Source organism: Streptomyces sp. XY431 (genome assembly GCF_001279805.1).
GTDB lineage: Bacteria > Actinomycetota > Actinomycetes > Streptomycetales > Streptomycetaceae > Kitasatospora > Kitasatospora purpeofusca.
Window position 1 is genome coordinate 61,298 of record NZ_LGDO01000058.1, and the last position, 18,897, is coordinate 80,194.

13 protein-coding genes are annotated in these 18,897 nt (G+C 73.2%); all 13 read left to right on the forward strand.

The window, feature by feature from the left end:
• The first annotated feature begins 66 nt into the window (after window positions 1-66).
• The 13 genes from ADK60_RS09205 to ADK60_RS44645 all read left to right on the forward strand — a co-directional run bounded on the left by ADK60_RS09205 (window position 67) and on the right by ADK60_RS44645 (window position 18,865).
• Entirely contained in the window at window positions 67-1,782 is a 1,716-nt protein-coding gene (locus ADK60_RS09205; protein WP_078896313.1) for a putative bifunctional diguanylate cyclase/phosphodiesterase, read from the forward strand.
• 187 nt (window positions 1,783-1,969) lie between these two features.
• Complete coding sequence (gene gatC / locus ADK60_RS09210) at window positions 1,970-2,266, forward strand: Asp-tRNA(Asn)/Glu-tRNA(Gln) amidotransferase subunit GatC (RefSeq protein ID WP_030302932.1); 297 nt, start codon at window positions 1,970-1,972, stop codon at window positions 2,264-2,266.
• 3 nt (window positions 2,267-2,269) lie between these two features.
• Entirely contained in the window at window positions 2,270-3,763 is a 1,494-nt protein-coding gene (gene gatA / locus ADK60_RS09215; RefSeq protein WP_053644740.1) for an Asp-tRNA(Asn)/Glu-tRNA(Gln) amidotransferase subunit GatA, read from the forward strand.
• Entirely contained in the window at window positions 3,760-4,020 is a 261-nt protein-coding gene (locus ADK60_RS09220; protein ID WP_375977877.1) for a hypothetical protein, read from the forward strand. The genes gatA and ADK60_RS09220 overlap by 4 nt, the downstream gene beginning before the upstream one ends.
• A gap of 81 nt (window positions 4,021-4,101) precedes the next feature.
• Entirely contained in the window at window positions 4,102-5,610 is a 1,509-nt protein-coding gene (gene gatB, locus ADK60_RS09225) for an Asp-tRNA(Asn)/Glu-tRNA(Gln) amidotransferase subunit GatB (RefSeq protein ID WP_045938939.1), read from the forward strand.
• 223 nt (window positions 5,611-5,833) lie between these two features.
• On the forward strand, window positions 5,834-5,995 hold the full coding sequence (locus tag ADK60_RS44640; RefSeq protein WP_159394145.1) for a hypothetical protein: 162 nt from the start codon (window positions 5,834-5,836) through the stop codon (window positions 5,993-5,995).
• Window positions 5,996-6,126: 131 nt separating this feature from the next.
• Window positions 6,127-9,162, forward strand: coding sequence for a helix-turn-helix transcriptional regulator (locus tag ADK60_RS09230; RefSeq protein WP_234371000.1), 3,036 nt, complete (start codon window positions 6,127-6,129; stop codon window positions 9,160-9,162).
• 618 nt (window positions 9,163-9,780) lie between these two features.
• Window positions 9,781-12,690, forward strand: coding sequence for a putative bifunctional diguanylate cyclase/phosphodiesterase (locus tag ADK60_RS09235; protein ID WP_234371001.1), 2,910 nt, complete (start codon window positions 9,781-9,783; stop codon window positions 12,688-12,690).
• A gap of 309 nt (window positions 12,691-12,999) precedes the next feature.
• Window positions 13,000-14,853, forward strand: a complete 1,854-nt coding sequence (locus ADK60_RS09240) for an acetolactate synthase large subunit (RefSeq protein ID WP_030392699.1) — start codon at window positions 13,000-13,002, stop codon at window positions 14,851-14,853.
• 35 nt (window positions 14,854-14,888) lie between these two features.
• The gene (ilvN, locus tag ADK60_RS09245) at window positions 14,889-15,413 is read left to right on the forward strand and encodes an acetolactate synthase small subunit (RefSeq protein WP_030392698.1); all 525 of its coding nucleotides are present in this window, start codon (window positions 14,889-14,891) and stop codon (window positions 15,411-15,413) included.
• 136 nt (window positions 15,414-15,549) lie between these two features.
• Complete coding sequence (gene ilvC / locus ADK60_RS09250; protein WP_045938938.1) at window positions 15,550-16,548, forward strand: ketol-acid reductoisomerase; 999 nt, start codon at window positions 15,550-15,552, stop codon at window positions 16,546-16,548.
• A gap of 255 nt (window positions 16,549-16,803) precedes the next feature.
• Window positions 16,804-18,387, forward strand: coding sequence for a phosphoglycerate dehydrogenase (gene serA / locus ADK60_RS09255; RefSeq protein WP_053644744.1), 1,584 nt, complete (start codon window positions 16,804-16,806; stop codon window positions 18,385-18,387).
• Between the two features lie 316 nt (window positions 18,388-18,703).
• Complete coding sequence (locus tag ADK60_RS44645; protein ID WP_159400364.1) at window positions 18,704-18,865, forward strand: hypothetical protein; 162 nt, start codon at window positions 18,704-18,706, stop codon at window positions 18,863-18,865.
• Window positions 18,866-18,897 lie beyond the last annotated feature (32 nt).

Below are 18,897 nucleotides of genomic sequence, written 5' to 3' on the forward strand. Positions count from 1 at the left end.
CGGCACCGGGACGGTGCCTCACCGCTAGGCGGCCTGACGGGGCGGGCCCGACGGAGGACTGGGCTTATGGATCGTACGACCGGCGGTGCGCCCACACGCCCGCCGCAGGGGGTGGCGGGAGCGGTCCTGCTGCTCGGCGTGCTGCTGGCCGGCGCCGCGCCGCTCATCCCGCTGGCCGTGCTGGTCTACCGCTACGAGCCGGAGCTGCTGCCACTGTTCGCGGTGCCGCTGGCCGTCCTGGTCGCGGCCTGGCGGATCGCCCGCGACCGGGCGCGCGACCAGCTCACCGACCCGCTGACCGATCTGCCCAACCGCCAGGCGTTACTCCTCGCCGCCCAGGAGTCGATCGCCGAGCACACCGAGGGCTACAGCGTCGGACTGATCCTGCTCGACCTCGATCGCTTCCGATCGCTCAACGACACCCTCGGCCATACCGCCGGCGACCGTCTGCTCGTCCACATCGCCCGCCGGCTGCACCGGGCACTGCGCTCCGGCGGGGCCGCCGGCAGCGCCACCCGCGAGTCCATCGACGACGTCTTCGCCGGACTTCCCCGGCACTACCGCGGCCGCCCGATGGTGGCCCGGATGGGCGGTGACGAGTTCGCCGTCCTGCTGCCCGGCATCGGCTGCCCGGACTCGCTGGAGAAGGTGGCCAAGGCGCTGATCGCCGAACTGGCCGCCCCGATCCGCCTGGACGGACTGCTGCTGGTGCTGGAGGCCAGCGCGGGCGTCTGCGTCTTCCCGCAGCACGCCCAGGACGCCGAGTCGCTGCTGCGCCGCGCCGACGTGGCGATGGGGCACGCGCAGCGCGGCCGCACCTCGGTGGAGCAGTACGACGAGGCCCAGGACGCCGACACCCCGTACCGGATCGGCCTGCTGGGCGATCTGCGGCGGGCCCTGGAGACCGGCGAGGTCCAGCTGCACTACCAGCCCAAGGTGGCCTTCGACGGCCGGGTGGTCGGTCTGGAGGCGCTGCTGCGCTGGGAGCGTCCCGGCCAGGGCCGGGTCTCCCCGGACGAGTTCGTGGGCCTCGCCGAGTCCAGCGGGCTGATGCCCCGGCTGACCGACTACGTGCTGGAGGCCGCCGTCGGCCAGCTCGCCCAGTGGCGCGAGCAGGGCCTCCAGGTGCAGGTCGCGGTGAACGTCTCGCCGCGCGACGTGCTCAACCCCGGCTTCGCCCAGCGGGTCGCCGGCCACCTCGTCCGCCACCAGGTGCCGGCCCACGCGCTCCAGCTGGAGATCACCGAGCGGCTGCTGCTGGACGACTCCCGCCGGGCCGCCGACACCCTGGCGGAGCTGCGCGGCTACGGGGTCGGGATGTCCCTGGACGACTTCGGGACCGGCCACTCCTCGCTGGTACGGCTGCGCAGCCTGCCGGTCGGCGAGCTGAAGATCGACCGCTCCTTCGTCTCCCGGATGGCCACCGACGACCACGACGCGGCGGTGGTCCGCTGCTCGGTCGAGCTGGCCCACTCGCTCGGCCTGACCGTGGTCGCCGAAGGTGTCGAGGACGACGAGACCTGGGAGCGGCTGAACTGCATGGGCGTGGACGCGGTGCAGGGCTGGCTGGTGTCGGCGGCGCTGCCGGCCGAGCAGGCCACCGCCTGGCTGCGGGTGCACCGCACCGGCGCCCCGCCGGTGGAGCGGCTCGGCTCCGCCGCCGACCGGCTGCCGCCCGCGATCCAGCCCGTCCTGCCGCCGGTGATCCAGGCGGCGCAGGCGGCGAAGCTGGAGATCCAGGCGCCCAAGCAGCAGAGTTGGGCGCCGACCCGCCCGCAGTGAGGCCGCCGCGCGACGAGGGTGACCGGGTCCCACCGCCGGTCGTTGGCCGGTGGCCGGGCCGTGCCCCATAGGATGGGGACCACAGACCACGAGGACGGGAGCGCCGGACAGGCGGCTCCCGGCCCGGGCCCGGCGCCGCCGGAAGGCGGATCCGGGCCTCACCAGAACTCACCCTGAGGATCGCTGCATGCCTGGCATCACGCGCGAGGAGGTCGCCCACCTCGCTCGGCTGTCGCGTCTTGAGTTGCAGGCCGAAGAGTTGGACCACTTCGCCGAGCAGCTGGACGTGATCATCGGCGCGGTCGCCCGCGTTTCCGAGGTCGCCGGACAGGACGTCCCGCCCACCTCCCACCCGCTGCCGCTGACCAACGTCATGCGCGCGGACGAGGTCCGGCCGTCGCTCACCCCGGACCAGGCGCTGGCCGGGGCCCCGGCCGCCGAGGAGCAGCGTTTCCGTGTGCCCCAGATCCTCGGGGAGGACTGACCCATGACCGAGCTCATCCGTTACACCGCGGCCGAGACCGCCGCCGCCGTCGCCAAGGGCGAGGTGTCCGCCGTCGAGGTGGCCCAGGCGCACCTGGACCGCATCGGGGCCGTCGACAAGAAGGTCAACGCCTTCCTGCACGTCGACACCGAGGGCGCGCTGAGCGCCGCCCGGGCCGTCGACGAGAAGCGCGCCAAGGGCGAGGAGCTGGGCCCGCTGGCCGGCGTCCCGCTGGCGCTGAAGGACGTCTTCACCACCAAGGGCGTGCCGACCACCTGCGGTTCGAAGATCCTCGAAGGCTGGATCCCGCCGTACGACGCCACCCTGACCACGCGTCTCAAGGACGCCGGCGTGGTGATCCTCGGCAAGACCAACATGGACGAGTTCGCGATGGGTTCCTCCACCGAGAACTCCGCCTACGGCCCGACCGGCAACCCGTGGGACCTCTCCCGGATCCCCGGCGGCTCCGGCGGCGGTTCGGCCGCCGCGCTGGCCGCCTTCGAGGCGCCGCTGGCGATCGGCACCGACACCGGCGGCTCGATCCGCCAGCCCGGCGCCGTCACCGGCACCGTCGGCGTGAAGCCGACCTACGGCTCGGTGTCGCGCTACGGCCTGGTCGCCTTCTCCAGCAGCCTGGACCAGGGCGGCCCCTGCGCCCGCACCGTTCTGGACGCGGCGCTGCTGCACGAGGCGATCGCCGGCCACGACCCGCTGGACTCCACCTCGATCGACGCCCCGGTCCCGGCCGTGGTCGAGGCCGCGAAGCTGCGCGACGTGCGCGGCATGCGGATCGGCGTGGTGAAGGAGTTCTCCGGCGAGGGCTACCAGGCCGGCGTGATGCAGCGCTTCAACGAGTCGGTGGAGCTGCTGCGCGAGCTGGGCGCCGAGGTCGTCGAGGTCTCCTGCCCGTCCTTCACCCTGGCGCTGCCGGCGTACTACCTGATCGCCCCGAGCGAGGCCTCGTCCAACCTGGCCCGCTTCGACGCGATGCGCTACGGCCTGCGGGTCGGCGACGACGGCTCCCGCTCGGCCGAGGAGGTCACCGCGCTGACCCGCGAGGCCGGCTTCGGCCCCGAGGTGAAGCGCCGCATCATCCTGGGCACCTATGCGCTGTCCTCGGGCTACTACGACGCCTACTACGGCTCGGCCCAGAAGGTGCGGACGCTGATCTCCCGCGACTTCGACGCCGCCTTCGCGGGCGTGGACGTGCTGGTCTCGCCGACCACGCCGACCACCGCCTTCCCGATCGGCGAGCGCGCCGACGACCCGATGGCGATGTATCTGGCCGACCTGTGCACGATTCCGTCCAACCTTGCGGGCAACGCGGCCATGTCGCTGCCGGTCGGCCTGGCCCCGGAGGACAATCTCCCGGTCGGCCTGCAGATCATCGCACCCGCGATGGCGGACGACCGCCTGTACCGCGTGGGCGGCGCCGTCGAGGCCGCACTCAACGACAAGTGGGGGCACACCCTGCTGGAGGAGGCACCGGCACTGTGAGCAAGATCGAGAACGCCAAGGCCCAGTCGGCATCGCTGAAGGGGTGGAAGCACTCCAAGCCCGGGCTCTGGCTGTCCATCGGCACCAGCGCCTTCGGCGCGATCTCCATCGTCAAGGACGTGCGCAAGGCCCGCGGCGAGAGCGACACCCTCAAGCTGGTCAACGCCCTGGTCGGCGCCGCCGCCCTGGTCACCGGCACGGCCCTGCTGGTCCGTGAGCTGCGCCGCCTCGGCGACGACGACGTCCTGCTGGGCTGACCCAGCCCGTGAGGCCCCGGCCTGCACCCGAGGTGCAGGCCGGGCCCGCACCACCGAAGACTTTTTAGTGAAGGGGACGCTGTGAGCGTCAAGAACCTGGTCTCCTACGAGGACGCGCTCGCGTCGTTCGACCCGGTGATGGGCCTGGAGGTCCACGTCGAGCTGGGCACCAAGACCAAGATGTTCTGCGGTTGCTCGACCGAGCTGGGCGCCGAGCCGAACAGCCAGGTCTGCCCGACCTGCCTGGGCCTGCCGGGCTCGCTGCCGGTCGTCAACGCGATCGGCGTGGAGTCGGCGGTCAAGATCGGCCTGGCGCTGAACTGCGAGATCGCTGAGTGGTGCCGGTTCGCGCGGAAGAACTACTTCTACCCGGACATGCCGAAGAACTTCCAGACCTCGCAGTACGACGAGCCGATCGCCTTCAACGGCTACCTCGACGTGCAGCTGGAGGACGGCTCGACCTTCCGGGTGGAGATCGAGCGCGCCCACATGGAGGAGGACACCGGCAAGTCCAGCCACGTCGGCGGCGCGACCGGCCGGATCCACGGCGCGACCCACTCGCTGCTGGACTACAACCGGGCCGGCATCCCGCTGATCGAGATCGTCACCAAGCCGATCGAGGGGGCCGGCGAGCGCGCCCCCGAGGTCGCCCGCGCGTACGTCGCCGAGCTGCGCGAGGTCATCCGCTCGCTGGGCGTCTCCGAGGCCCGGATGGACAAGGGCCAGATGCGCTGCGACGTCAACCTGTCGCTGCGCCCGAACGGCACCGAGACCTTCGGCACCCGCTCGGAGACCAAGAACGTCAACTCGCTGCGCAGCGTGGAGCGGGCCGCCCGCTTCGAGATCCAGCGGCACGCCACGGTGCTGACCGACGGCGGCACGATCGTCCAGGAGACCCGGCACTTCCACGAGGAGGACGGCAGCACCACCGCCGGCCGGATCAAGGACAACGCCGAGGACTACCGGTACTTCCCGGAGCCGGACCTGGTGCCGATCGCGCCGGCCCGCGCCTGGGTGGAGGAGCTGCGCGCCGGTCTGCCCGAGCTGCCCCGGGTGCGCCGGGCCCGGCTGCAGGCCGAGTGGGGCCTGACGGACAAGGACATGCAGTCGGTGCTGAACGCCGGCGCCGTCGAGCCGATCCAGGAGACCATCGCCGCCGGCGCCCCGGCCGACCAGGCCCGCAAGTGGTGGATGGGCGAGCTGGCCCGCCGGGCCAACGAGACCGGCACCGAGCTGGCCGAGCAGCCGATCACCCCGGCGCAGGTCGCCCGGGTCGCCGCGCTGGTCGCCGAGGGCAAGCTGAACGACAAGCTGGCCCGTCAGGTCATCGAGGCCGTGCTGGCCGGCGAGGGCGAGCCGGACGCGGTCGTCGCGCAGCGCGGCCTGGCCGTGGTCTCGGACGACTCCGCGCTCGGTGCCGCCGTGGACCAGGCCATCGCCGAGAACGAGGCGATCGCCGCCAAGATCCGTGACGGCAAGGTGGCCGCGGTCGGCGCGCTGGTCGGCGCGGTCATGAAGACCACCCGCGGTCAGGCCGACGCGGCCCGGGTCAAGGATCTGATCCTTGAGAAGCTGGGCGTTTCTGCCTGAGTTTCCAAGGCGCCTAAGGCGTTCTAAGGGCTACTTAGAGCCCTAAGGCCCGGTCTTACCCTTCATAAGGGGTAGGGCCGGGCCTTTGCCGTACCCGGGACCCCGGACCTAAGGCGGTCGGGGCCCGGAACATCCGGCAGGCTGCCGATGCGGCCCACCCCCCTGGGAGAGGAATCTTTACCTCAGAACGAGAGAGACACCGAAACCCACAAGGGGAAACACCGTGATCGAGTACGAGCTCATCAAGCAGCAGGAACTGGAACTCCGGGCCCTGGCCGACCACGAGCGCCTGGTCCGCGAGGCGAAGGGTGCCAAGCGCACCGGCTGGCGCCCGAACGTCGGCTTCCGCCTCCAGCGGCGCACCGTCCGCCCGCGCGAATGCTGACGAACCGGCACCAAGGTGCCGAGCAAGGACCGGAAGGGGAGGCGACACGGGGGTGCGCCTCCCCTTCCGGGCGTCCGGGGGGCGGGATAACCCCTCGGAGCGCACCCGACCTCTATGGCATGCTCGCCTCCATGCAGCAGATATCGGTGAGTCCCGTCTTCGTCGGCCGCGATCCGGAACTCACCGTCCTGCTGGACGCCATGCGCAGGGCCGGGGACGGCCAGCCGCAGACCGTGCTGATCGGCGGCGAGGCCGGCGTCGGCAAGACCCGGCTGCTGGAGGAGTTCCTCCGTCAGGCCTGCCTCGACGGCGTGGTCACCACCGTCGGCGGCTGTCTGGAGATCGGCGCCGAGGGCCTGCCCTACGCGCCGCTGGCCACCGCGCTGCGCCGGCTGCACCGGAGCCTTGGCACCGAGCTGGAGACCGCCGCGGCCGGTATGGAGGGGCACCTCGCCCGGCTGATGCCGGACTTCGGCGAGGCCGACGGCGAACCCAACGACGAGTACGGACGAGCCCGGCTGTTCGAGCACACCGCGAGGCTGTTCGAACGACTCGGCACGGACCGTACCCTCGTGCTCGCCGTCGAGGACCTCCACTGGTCCGACCGCTCCACCCGGGAGCTGCTGGCCTACCTGGTCCGCACCCTGCACCGGGCCCGGGTGCTGCTGGTCGCCACCTACCGCAGCGACGACCTGCACCGCCGCCACCCGCTGCGGCCGTTCCTGGCCGAGCTGGAGCGGCTGCGCACCGTGCAGCGGGCCGAGCTGGAGCGGTTCGGGCCCGGCGAGGTGGCCGCGCAGCTGGCCGGCATCCTCGGCACCGCCGCCCCGGACCGGGAGCTGGTCGACCGGATCCACCGCCGCTCCGAGGGCAACCCCTTCTTCGTCGAGGAGCTGGCCACCGCCTTCCGCGAGGGCTGCTCGGCCGGGCTCACCGACTCGCTCCGGGACATGCTGCTGGTCCGGGTCGAGGCGCTGGACGAGCAGACCCAGCGGGTGCTGCGGATCGCCGCCGAGGGCGGCTCCTACGTCGAGCACGCCCTGCTCGCCGCCGTCCTGGAGGACGAGGAGGAGCTGATCGACTCGCTCCGGGTCGCGGTCGGCGCCAACATCCTGCGCCCGGACACCGACGGCGACGGCTACCGGTTCCGGCACGCGCTGGTCCGGGAGGCGGTTTCGGACGACCTGCTGCCGGGCGAGCGGCACCGGATCAACCGGCGCTTCGCCGCCGCGCTGGAGGCCGATCCGCACCTGGTCGGCTCCGACGTCCGCCCCGCCCGGCTGGCCAACTACTGGTACCACGCCCACGACCCGGCCCGGGCCCTGCCGACCGCCCTGGAGGCCGCCAGGGCCGCCCGCCGGCGCAATGCCTTCGCCGAGCAGCTGCGGATGCTGGAACGGGCCCTGGAGCTCTGGGACGAGGTCCCGGATGAGGTGCTGGCGGGCACCCTGCGCCCGCACGACTGGGCCGAGACCTACCCGCCCTGCTCCTGCGACGTGGACCGGCACGACGAGCACTGCGACCGGCTCTGCCTGATCGACGTGCTGGCCGAGGCGGTGGTCGCGGCCCGCCGCAGCGGGGACCGCGAGCGCGGGCTGAGCCTGGCCCGGCGGGCGCTCAAGCTGGTCGACGAGACCGAGCACCCGGCCCGCGCCGCCTGGTTCCGGATCAACCGGGCCCGGATGCTCGGCCACCTGCGCCGCTCCGGCGACGAGGCGGAGATCGCGTACGCGCACCGGCTGGTCGAGCACCTGCCGCCGTCCGCCGTCCAGGCCGAGGTGTTCGCCCTCGGCGCCGGCAACGGGATGCTCTCCAACCCCCGGCCCGAGCTGGTCGAACTCGCCGAGCGGGCGGTCCGGATCGCCCGCGAGGTGGGCGCGGACGCCATCGAGCAGCACGCCCTGATGACGCTCGGCGGGCTGCGCAACGACCTCGACTCCGACCCGGAGGCCGCGGTCGCCCAGCTCACCGCGGCGGTGGAGGCCACCCGGCGGATCGGTGCCCCCGACATCCTGCTGCGCGGCATCAACAACCTGGCCTCGATGCAGCGCGGGCTCGGCCGGGCCGAGGAGGCGGCGGCGCTCGCCCGGGAGGGGCTGGAGTCGGCCCGGGGCAACGGCCTCCAGCGCAACATCGGCACCATCCTGACCGGGAACCTCGCCGAGGCGCTGATGGACCTCGGGCGGGTCGACGAGGCCGAGCAGGTGCTCGCCGAGTGCCATCTGGTCGGGGCGACCGGCACCCACGCCGAGTTCCTGGACCGGATGCGCGGCGAACTCGCCCTGCTCCGCGGCGACCTGCCCGGCGCCGCCGCGATGCTGGCCCAGGCCAGGGCGGCCAACCGGATCGGCCAGCTCCAGCACTCCGTCCCGATCGCGCGGCTGGCGCTGCGGGTCGCCGCCGGGGCCGGCCGCCCGCTGGACGCCCGCGCCGAGCTGATCGCCGCCCTGGACGAGGACCTCCGGTGCGGCTACCTCGCCGACCTCTACCCGCTGCTGGTGGACGGCGCCGCCGCCGAGGCGGACAGCCGGGGCCTGCCGGAGGCCGACCGGGGCCGGGCCGCCGTGCTGGCCAGGATCGCCGGGACGGCGGCCGGGCTGACCCCGACCGTGCCGCTGCACCACGGCTGGGCCCGGCTGCTGGAGGCCGAACTGGCCCGCGCCGAGGGGGCGGACACCCCCGAGCAGTGGGCCACCGCGGTCGCGGCGCTGCGCCCGACCGGGCTGCCGTACCCGCTGGCGGTCGCGCTGCTGCGGGCCGGCGAGGCCGAGGTGCTGGCCGGACGCCGCGAATCCGGCGTCGAACTCCTGCGCGAGGCGCGGGAACTGGCGTCCGCCCGGTCCGACGCCGGACTGCGGGCCGAGATCGACGCGCTGGCCGCGCGGGCCGGACTGGCGCTCGTCGCGGACCGCCCGGTGCCCGCTCCGGCACTGCCGGCCGGTGAATCCCTCGGCCTCACCCCCCGTGAGCGGGACGTGCTCCGATTGCTCGCCCGGGGGTGCACCAACCGGCAGATCGCCGAGGAACTGTACATCTCGCCGAAGACCGCGAGCGTGCACGTCTCCAACATCCTCGGCAAGCTCGCGGTGGCCGGCCGGGGCGAGGCGGCCGCGCTGGCCCACCGGCTGCGGCTGTTCCCGGAGGACCTGGCCCCGGCCGCCCGCTGACGGCCCGTCCACCGCCCCCGCCCGGTGCTCCCGTCCGACGCCCCGCCCGGCGTACCGCCGTGGTGGCCGGTGCCGGGCGGGCGCTGCCGCGTGCTCCCGTGCGCGCTGCGTGAGCCCCCTTGTGCGCGCCCCCGCCAACCGGACCGATTCGGCGGAATCGGACGCAATTCCCTACCCCCGGGCCATTACTCTAAGTTGAGTGTGCGTGTCATTGAGTGACCGAAGTGGTGTAGGGTCCCGAACGGGAACATCGGTGTGGCGGGACGGCCGGCAGGCCCCCCGCTCCCTGGGTCACCGCCCTGCCGGGGCGCCAGGTCACCGCGCACGGCCACCGGGCGCGCGGCCGGTGGTCCGTGACCGGGGCGCGAGGCCCCGGGCCGGAGGGGGAGAGGCCGAGTGAGCTCCACCGACGCGGTGCTGCCCGGAGCCGGACGGCCGCAGGCGCCGGACGCCGTCCTGCCCGCGGACGGGCCGCCGAGGCCGGGCCAACAGCGACCGGGCCAACAGCGGCCGGGCCCGCCCCCGCGCGGCGCCCGCGCGGGCGGCCCGCCCCCGTACCGCCCGGCCGGCGGCGGCGCGAGACCGGGGCCGCTCCGGCGGGCGCTCTGCAGCCGCAAGCTGCCGGGCGCAGCACTCGGCGTGCTCTGCCTCGCCTACACCCTCGGCGCCGCGCTCGGCTGGGGCTCGCGCCAGGTCGCCGTCTTCATGGGCGACTTCGGCCTGGCGGCGGCCGCCCTCGCCGCCGCGCTCTCCTGTCTCGCCTACGGCTGTACGGTCGGCGGCCACGCCCGCCCGGCCTGGCTGCTGTTCGGCCTCTCCTCGCTCATGGTCGCCTTCGGCAACGGCACCTGGGGCTGGTACGAGCTGGTCGAGCGGACCCAGCTGCCGCCCAACTCGCTGGCCGAGTACGCCTTCCTGCTGTTCGCCCCGCTGGCCATCACCGGCGTCCTGGTGCTGGCCCAGCGCCCGCGCACCGCCGCCGGCTGGCTCTGCCTGCTGCTGGACGGCTGGCTGGTGGCCGGCTCGCTGTTCACCCTCAGCTGGAGCCTCGCCCTCGGCCGCACCGCCGCCGGCGAGGACGGCTCCCCGCTGCGGCTGGCCCTCAACCTGGCCTACCCGCTGCTGGACATCCTGCTCGTCTCGCTGGTCGTCGGCCTGCGCTTCGGCGGCCGGGACGGCAACCGCGCCGCCGTCCACACCGCCATGGTCGGCCTCGCCGTCACCGTGCTCTGCGACGCCCTGTTCACCTCCCCCGAACTGCGCAGCAGCTACCACTCCGGCGAACTGCTGGACGCCGGCTGGTTCGCCGGCAGCCTGCTGCTGGCCTGGGCCCCGTGGTCCCCGCGCTGGCGCCGCCCGCTGCGCGAGCACCCGGCGCTCGGCGGGCTGCCCCGCCGCCGGGTCGCCACCACCTTCAGCGCGCTCACCCCCTACGCGGCCGCCGCCGTCTGCACCGCCGGGATCCTCTACAACGCCCTCGGCGGGCGCTCGCTGGACCGGGTGGTGGCCTCGGCGGCCTGCACCGTCGGCCTGGCGCTGATCCTGCGCCAGGGCATCATGCTGCTCGACAACCTCTCGCTGGCCCAGGAACTCGCCCACAAGGAGGCGCACTTCCGCTCCCTGGTGCAGGGCTCCAGCGACGTCATCATGATCGCCGGCGCCAACGGCGTGCTCTCCTACGTCTCCCCGGCCGCGCTCGGCGTCTACGGGCGCGACCCGGAGGAACTCGTCGGCGGCAACCTGCTCGACCTCATCCACCCCGAGGACGTCGACCGGGTGCTGCTGGAGGTCCGCCGCTTCCTGGCCCGGGGCCGGCTGGCCGCCCACCGCGACCCGGGTGCCGAGCCGCTGCCCGCGGCCCGGGTGGAGTGCCGGATCGGCTCCGGCGGCGGCGAGTGGCTGCACGTCGAGTCGACCGTCGACCGGTACCGCGACGGGCTGATCCTGAACAGCCGCGACGTCACCGAACGGGTCATGCTGCAGGCCCAGTTGCAGCACAACGCGTTCCACGACCCGCTGACCGACCTGCCCAACCGGGCGCTGTTCACCCAGCGGCTGCGGGCCGCCCTGGCCGCCCGCGGCCCGCAGGACGAGGCGGGCTCCGGGGTCGCCGTGCTCTTCCTCGACCTGGACGGCTTCAAGGCGGTCAACGACACCGCCGGCCACCAGGTCGGCGACGAGCTGCTGGTCCAGGCGGCCCGCCGGCTCCAGGGCGCCGTCCGCTGCGGGGACACCGTGGCCCGCTTCGGCGGCGACGAGTTCGCCGCCCTGGTCTGCGGCCCGCTCGGCCGGCTCCAGGTCCAGGAGCTCGCCGAACGGCTGCGCGCCGCGCTCTCCGAGCCCTACTGGATCGGCGGCAGCGAACTCAGCGTCGCCGCCAGCATCGGGATCGCCTTCGGCACCCCGGAACGCGGCCCGGCCGCGGACCCGCGCGCCGCCGCCGACGAGCTGATGCGCAACGCCGACCTCGCGATGTACCGCGCCAAGTCCGAGGGCAAGGGCCGGGTGATGCTCTACACCCCGGCCATGCGCGCCGATCTGGAGCGCCGCACCGAACTGGACGAGCGGCTCCGCGCGGCCGTCCGCGAGGGCGGCTTCACCCTGCTGCACCAGCCCGTGGTGGACCTCACCACCGGCGCGGTCACCGCCGTCGAGGCCCAGGCCCGCTGGCGCTCCGCACAGGGCCTGCTGCTCACCCCCGCCGAGTTCCTGCGCTCCACCGAGCCGGGCGACGCCGCCGCGCGGTTCTCCCGCTGGCTGGTCCGCGAGGCCGTGACCGCCGCCGCGCTGCGCCGGGGCCTGCCCGCCCGGGGCCGCGTCGTCCCGCCGCCGGTCCCGGTGTCGGTCCGGCTGTCGGCCGAGCGGCTGTGCGCACCCGGCCTCTACGAGGCGGTGGTCGCGGCCCTGCGGGACAGCGGGCTGCCCGGCGGCCAGCTGATCGTGGAGGTGGCCCGGACGGGCCCGGACGACCTGGCGGACGAGCTCGGCCGCCGGCTCGACGCGCTGCGCCGGCTCGGCGTCGGCACCGCGCTGGCCGGCTTCGGGGCCGGCCGGGGCTCGCTCGGGACGCTGGTCCGGCTCCCCTTCGACGGCCTCAAGCTGGACCGCTCGCTGGTCCAGGACCTGGGCGAGTCCGCCCTCGCCAGGACCCTCGCCGGGCACGCGCTGCGGCTCGGCCGGGACCTCGGGCTGGTCACCGCCGCCGAGGGCGTCGACCTGCCGCGCCAGGTGGCCGTGCTGCAGGAGCTGGGCTGCCGCCAGGTGCAGGGCTCGGCGTTCTCCGCGCCGCTGGACGAGATCCGGCTCCGGCGCGAGCTGGCCCGCCGCGCGTACCCGGTGCCGAGGCCGCTCGGCCCGCTGCCCGCGCGGCGCGCCTTCCTGGCCGCGGACACCCGGACGAGTGGCCGCGGCGAGGCCGCCGCAGGGCGCGTCGTGCCCCATCACAACGGCTCCGACCTGCCCGAACACCCGGCCGTGGCGGGTCCGGGGGCCGGTCCGCATGGCGAGACGGCCGTCCCACCTGCTTGACAGCCGACCCTTGACGGGAGGAAGGTCGTTGCCATGCGCACCCGAATTCTCGTACTTGGCGGGCGCGTCGGCTGAGCGGGCCCCGACCCGTTCGTGACAGACCGACGCGCCACCCCTCGCATGCCCTTGGGCACGAGGGGTTTTTTGTTGCACCGACGCTGTTCCACCACCGCAAGACCCCTGGCCCCGAGGCCCCGCGAAAGGGACGATTGGGGCAGAGCCGGCGATCGGCCCGCAAGCGGGACCCCACCCTCGACCCCCGGGGCCCGCAAACCACCGGGTCGGCCAGAACCGAGAAGAGACAGGCAGATGACCGAGCACGCCGCATCCCCCCGCCGCGGGGACACCCCGGCCGCCCACGCTCCCGCTCCTCAGCACGTCGTCGAGACCATGACCGGCGCCCAGTCGCTCATCCGCTCGCTGGAGGCCGTCGGTGCGGACACCGTCTTCGGCATCCCGGGCGGGGCCATCCTTCCCGCGTACGACCCGCTGATGGACTCCACCAAGGTGCGCCACATCCTGGTCCGCCACGAGCAGGGCGCCGGCCACGCCGCCACCGGCTACGCGCAGGCCACCGGCCGGGTCGGCGTCTGCATGGCGACCTCCGGTCCGGGCGCGACCAACCTGGTCACCCCGATCGCCGACGCGTACATGGACTCGGTGCCGATCGTCGCCATCACCGGCCAGGTCACCTCCAAGGCGATCGGCACGGACGCCTTCCAGGAGGCGGACATCTGCGGCATCACCATGCCGATCACCAAGCACAACTACCTGGTCACCGACCCGGCCGAGATCCCCCGGGTGATCGCCGAGGCGTTCCACATCGCCGCCACCGGCCGCCCCGGCCCGGTCCTGGTCGACATCGCCAAGGACGCCCTGCAGGCCACCACCACCTTCCGCTGGCCGGTCGAGACCTCGCTGCCCGGCTACCGCCCGGTGACCAAGCCGCACGCCAAGCAGATCCGCGAAGCGGCCAAGATGCTGGTCACCGCCAAGCGCCCGGTCCTGTACGTCGGCGGCGGCGTCATGAAGGCCGGCGCCACGGCCGAGCTGCGCATCCTGGCCGAGCTGACCGGCGCCCCGGTGGTCACCACCCTGATGGCGCTCGGCGCCTTCCCGGACAGCCACCCGCAGCACCTGGGCATGCCCGGCATGCACGGCTCCGTCCCGGCCGTCACCGCGCTCCAGAAGGCCGACCTGCTCTTCACCCTCGGGGCCCGCTTCGACGACCGGGTCACCGGCAAGCTGGACAGCTTCGCGCCGTACGCCAAGGTCGTCCACGCGGACATCGACCCGGCCGAGATCGGCAAGAACCGCCCGGCGGACGTGCCGATCGTCGGTGACGCCCGCGAGGTGCTGGCCGACCTGATCGTCGCCGTCCAGGCCGAGTTCGACGCCGGCCACAAGGGCGACTACGGCGACTGGTGGGAGCGGCTCGACGAGTGGAAGACCACCTACCCGGTCGGCTACGAGCCCGCGCCCGGCGGCCAGCTCTCCCCGCAGCAGGTGATCGAGCGGATCGGCCGGCTGGTCGGCCCGGACGCCGTCTACGCGGCGGGCGTCGGCCAGCACCAGATGTGGAGCTCGCAGTTCATCCGGTTCGAGAAGCCGGGCACCTGGCTCAACTCCGGCGGCGCCGGGACCATGGGCTACGCGGTGCCGGCCGCGATGGGCGCCAAGGCGGGCCGCCCGGAGGCCGCGGTCTGGGCGATCGACGGCGACGGCTGCTTCCAGATGACCAACCAGGAGCTGGTCACCTGCGCCCTGAACGACATCCCGATCAAGGTCGCGGTCATCAACAACGGCTCGCTGGGCATGGTCCGGCAGTGGCAGACGCTGTTCTACAACCAGCGCTACTCCAACACCGTGCTGCACGCCGGCCCCGGCCACGACGGCATCGAGCCGCCGGCCCAGGGCACCCGGATCCCCGACTTCGTCCTGCTCGCCGAGGCGATGGGCTGCGTCGGCCTGCGCTGCGAGCGCCCCGAGGACCTCGACGCGGTGATCAAGCAGGCGATGGAGATCAACGACCGCCCGGTGGTCATCGACTTCATCGTCCACCAGGACGCCATGGTCTGGCCGATGGTCGCGGCCGGCACCAGCAACGACGAGATCCAGTTCGCCCGCGGCGTCCGTCCCGACTTCGGCGACGACCTCGACTGAGCCCCTTCCGGAACGACCAAGGGAACCCACGACCCATGTCCAAGCACACCCTCTCCGTCCTGGTCGAGAACAAGCCCGGCGTGCTCGCCCGGATCGCCGCGCTGTTCTCCCGTCGGGGCTTCAACATCGACTCCCTCGCCGTCGGCCCGACCGAGCACCCGGACATCTCCCGGATGACCATCGTGGTCAACGTCGAGGACCTCCCGTTGGAACAGGTCACCAAGCAGCTCAACAAGCTCGTCAACGTGATAAAGATCGTCGAACTCGACCAGTCCGCTGCGATCCAGCGGGAACTGGTCCTGGTGAAGGTCCGCGCCGACAACGACACCCGGTCGCAGATCGTCGAGATCGTCCAGCTGTTCCGCGCCAAGACGGTCGACGTGTCCCCGGACGCGGTGACCATCGAGGCCACCGGCAGCTCGGACAAGCTGGAGGCCATGCTCCGGATGCTGGAGCCCTACGGCATCAAGGAGTTGGTCCAGTCCGGCCTGGTCGCCATCGGACGCGGCGCCCGTTCGATCACGGACCGCTCGCTGCGCGCCCTCGACCGCAGCGCCTAGGACCCGACCGGTCCTCGCCCTTCCGGGACGCGCCGCCGTCTCAAACCCTGAAGCACCGCCCCACCCCGACGCCGGATCCGCATACGGTAGGAACCACCGCAGACCCGGCAAACCACTCGCAAGGAGATGTGCCCCCGTGGCCGAGCTGTTCTACGAAGACGACGCCGACCTGTCCATCATCCAGGGCCGCAAGGTCGCGGTCATCGGCTACGGCAGCCAGGGCCACGCCCACGCGCTGTCCCTGCGCGACTCGGGCGCGGACGTCCGGGTCGGCCTGAAGCCGGAGTCGAAGTCCCGCGCCAAGGCCGAGGAGGCCGGCCTGCGCGTGGTCACCCCCGCCGAGGCCGCGGCCGAGGCCGACGTCATCATGATCCTGGTCCCGGACCCGATCCAGTCGGACGTCTACGAGGCCGACATCGCCCCGCACCTGAAGGCCGGCGACGCCCTGTTCTTCGGCCACGGCCTGAACATCCGCTTCGGCTTCATCAAGCCCCCGGCCGACGTCGACGTCTGCATGGTCGCCCCGAAGGGCCCGGGCCACCTGGTCCGCCGCCAGTACGAGGAGGGCCGCGGCGTCCCCGCGATCGTCGCCGTCGAGCAGGACGCCTCCGGCAAGGCCTTCGACCTGGCGCTGTCCTACGCCAAGGGCCTCGGCGCCACCAAGGCCGGCGTCATCAAGACCACCTTCACCGAGGAGACCGAGACCGACCTGTTCGGTGAGCAGGCTGTCCTCTGCGGTGGCACCGCCGCCCTGGTGAAGGCCGGTTTCGAGACCCTGGTCGAGGCCGGCTACCAGCCGGAGATCGCCTACTTCGAGTGCCTGCACGAGCTGAAGCTCATCGTCGACCTGATGTACGAGGGCGGCCTGGAGAAGATGCGCTGGTCCGTCTCCGAGACCGCCGAGTGGGGCGACTACGTCACCGGCCCGCGGATCATCACCGCCGACACCAAGGCCGAGATGAAGAAGGTCCTCACCGAGATCCAGGACGGCACCTTCGCCAACACCTGGATCGCCGAGTACAAGGCCGGTCTGCCCAAGTACAACGAGTACAAGAAGGCCGACGAGGACCACCTGCTGGAGACCACCGGCAAGAAGCTCCGCAAGCTGATGAGCTGGGTCAAGGAAGAGGCGTAAGGCCTCGGGGGAGCCCTCGCGGGTTTGTATCCCCCTTGTACAACAAGGCGGCTCCCGTCCGGGTGATTTTGCCGGACGGGAGCAGCCTGTTACCCAGCCCGTCGATACACTTCCGAGTGCGCGTCAGGCCCACAGCGTCGTGCGTCTAGCTACGCGGCATGCCACCTTCCCCCCGCCCGGCAAGGCCACCCTCGTGCCCGGATCCGGGGAGAACCGGACAGTTAAGGACACACTGTCGTGAGCGCTGCTACAACTGTGAAATCTGGCGTAGTACTGATCGCCGAAGAGCTGTCGCCCGCCACCGTCGACGCCCTCGGGCCGGACTTCGAGATCCGGCACTGCAACGGTGCGGACCGCACCGAACTGCTGACCGCCATCGCGGACGTGGACGCCGTCCTGGTCCGCTCCGCGACCAAGGTCGACGCCGAGGCGCTGGCCGCGGCCCGCAAGCTCAAGGTGGTCGCCCGCGCCGGCGTCGGCCTCGACAACGTGGACGTCTCCGCCGCCACCAAGGCCGGCGTCATGGTCGTGAACGCGCCGACCTCCAACATCGTCACCGCCGCCGAACTCGCCTGCGGCCTGCTGATCTCCGTCGCCCGCAACATCGCGCCGGCCAACGCCGCGCTCAAGGGCGGCGAGTGGAAGCGCAACAAGTACACCGGCGTCGAGCTCAGCGAGAAGGTCCTCGGCGTCGTCGGCCTCGGCCGGATCGGCGTGCTGGTCGCCCAGCGGATGTCCGCGTTCGGCATGAAGATCGTCGCGTACGACCCCTACATCCAGGCCGCCCGCGCCGCGCAGATGGGCGTCAAGCTGGTCTCGCTGGAGGAGCTGCTGGAGGTCTCGGACTTCATCACCGTCCACCTCCCGAAGACCCCGGAGACCATCGGTCTGATCGGCGACGAGGCGCTGCACAAGGTCAAGCCGACCGTCCGGATCGTCAACGCCGCCCGCGGCGGCATCGTCGACGAGGCGGCGCTGCTCAGCGCCCTGCGCGACGGCCGGGTGGCCGGCGCCGGCCTGGACGTGTACGCCAAGGAGCCGTGCACCGACTCGCCGCTGTTCGCCCTCGACAACGTGGTGGCCACCCCGCACCTGGGCGCCTCCACCGACGAGGCCCAGGAGAAGGCCGGCATCGCCGTCGCCAGGTCGGTCCGGCTGGCGCTGGCCGGCGAGCTGGTGCCGGACGCGGTCAACGTCCAGGGCGGCGTGATCGCCGAGGACGTCCGGCCGGGCCTGCCGCTGGCCGAGAAGCTCGGCCGGATCTTCACCGCGCTGGCCGGCGAGGTCGCCGTCCGGCTCGACGTCGAGGTGCGCGGCGAGATCACCCAGCACGACGTCAAGGTGCTCGAACTGTCCGCCCTCAAGGGTGTGTTCGAGGACGTCGTGGCGGAGACGGTGTCCTACGTCAACGCCCCGCTGTTCGCCCAGGAGCGCGGTGTCGAGGTGCGGCTGACCACCTCCAGCGAGAGCCCCGAGCACCGCAACGTCATCACCGTGCGCGGCACCCTGGCGGACGGCGAGGAGATCGCCATCTCCGGCACGCTGGCCGGCCCCAAGCAGGTCCAGAAGATCGTCGGCGTGGACGCCTTCGACGTGGACGTCGCGCTCACCGACCACATGGCCTTCTTCAAGTACGAGGACCGGCCCGGCGTGGTCGGCGTGCTCGGCCGCCACCTCGGTGACGCCGGCATCAACATCGCCGGCATGCAGGTCGCCCGCGACGGCAGCGGTGCGCTCGCCTCCCTCACGGTGGACAGCGAGATCCCGCAGGAGGTGCTGTCGGCGATCGCGGCCGAGATCGGCGCCCGCTTCGCCCGCTCGGTCGACCTCGGCGCCTGAGCCCCGCACCACCCCGCACCACCCCTGACCAGGGCCCGGACCGCCGTTCGCACGGCGGTCCGGGCCCTGGCGCGTTCCTCCGGGTGAGGGCCGTCTCAGATAGTAGGAAATCCAAGTATTCGTGCAGACACGGCCGGACGCGGGTCGTACCGTGGAGTCAGCCGCACGGTGTGCCGCCCCTGTAGCCAGGGCGTCCGGCCCGTGCGCGCGTCCGCACCCGAAGGGCGGGAGACCCCTGCCCGGTGTACCTCCCCCCCCCCCCCCCCCCCCGCCGCGTCCGTTTCCCACGGCGCGTATCGAACCAAGGAGCCCCGGTATGCCCCCGACCGCCGACCGCCACGCCGCTTCCGCCCCCGCCGCCCCGCAGACCCGCGCCCCCCGCCGCCGCCGGGCCGTGGAGCGGAACCCCTTCGCCGCCGCCGCGCTCCAGCGGGCGCTGGACCGCCGCGACAACGGCGGCGCCACCGGCCACCACTGACCGGCGGGCACCACTGACCGGCGGCCCCCGGG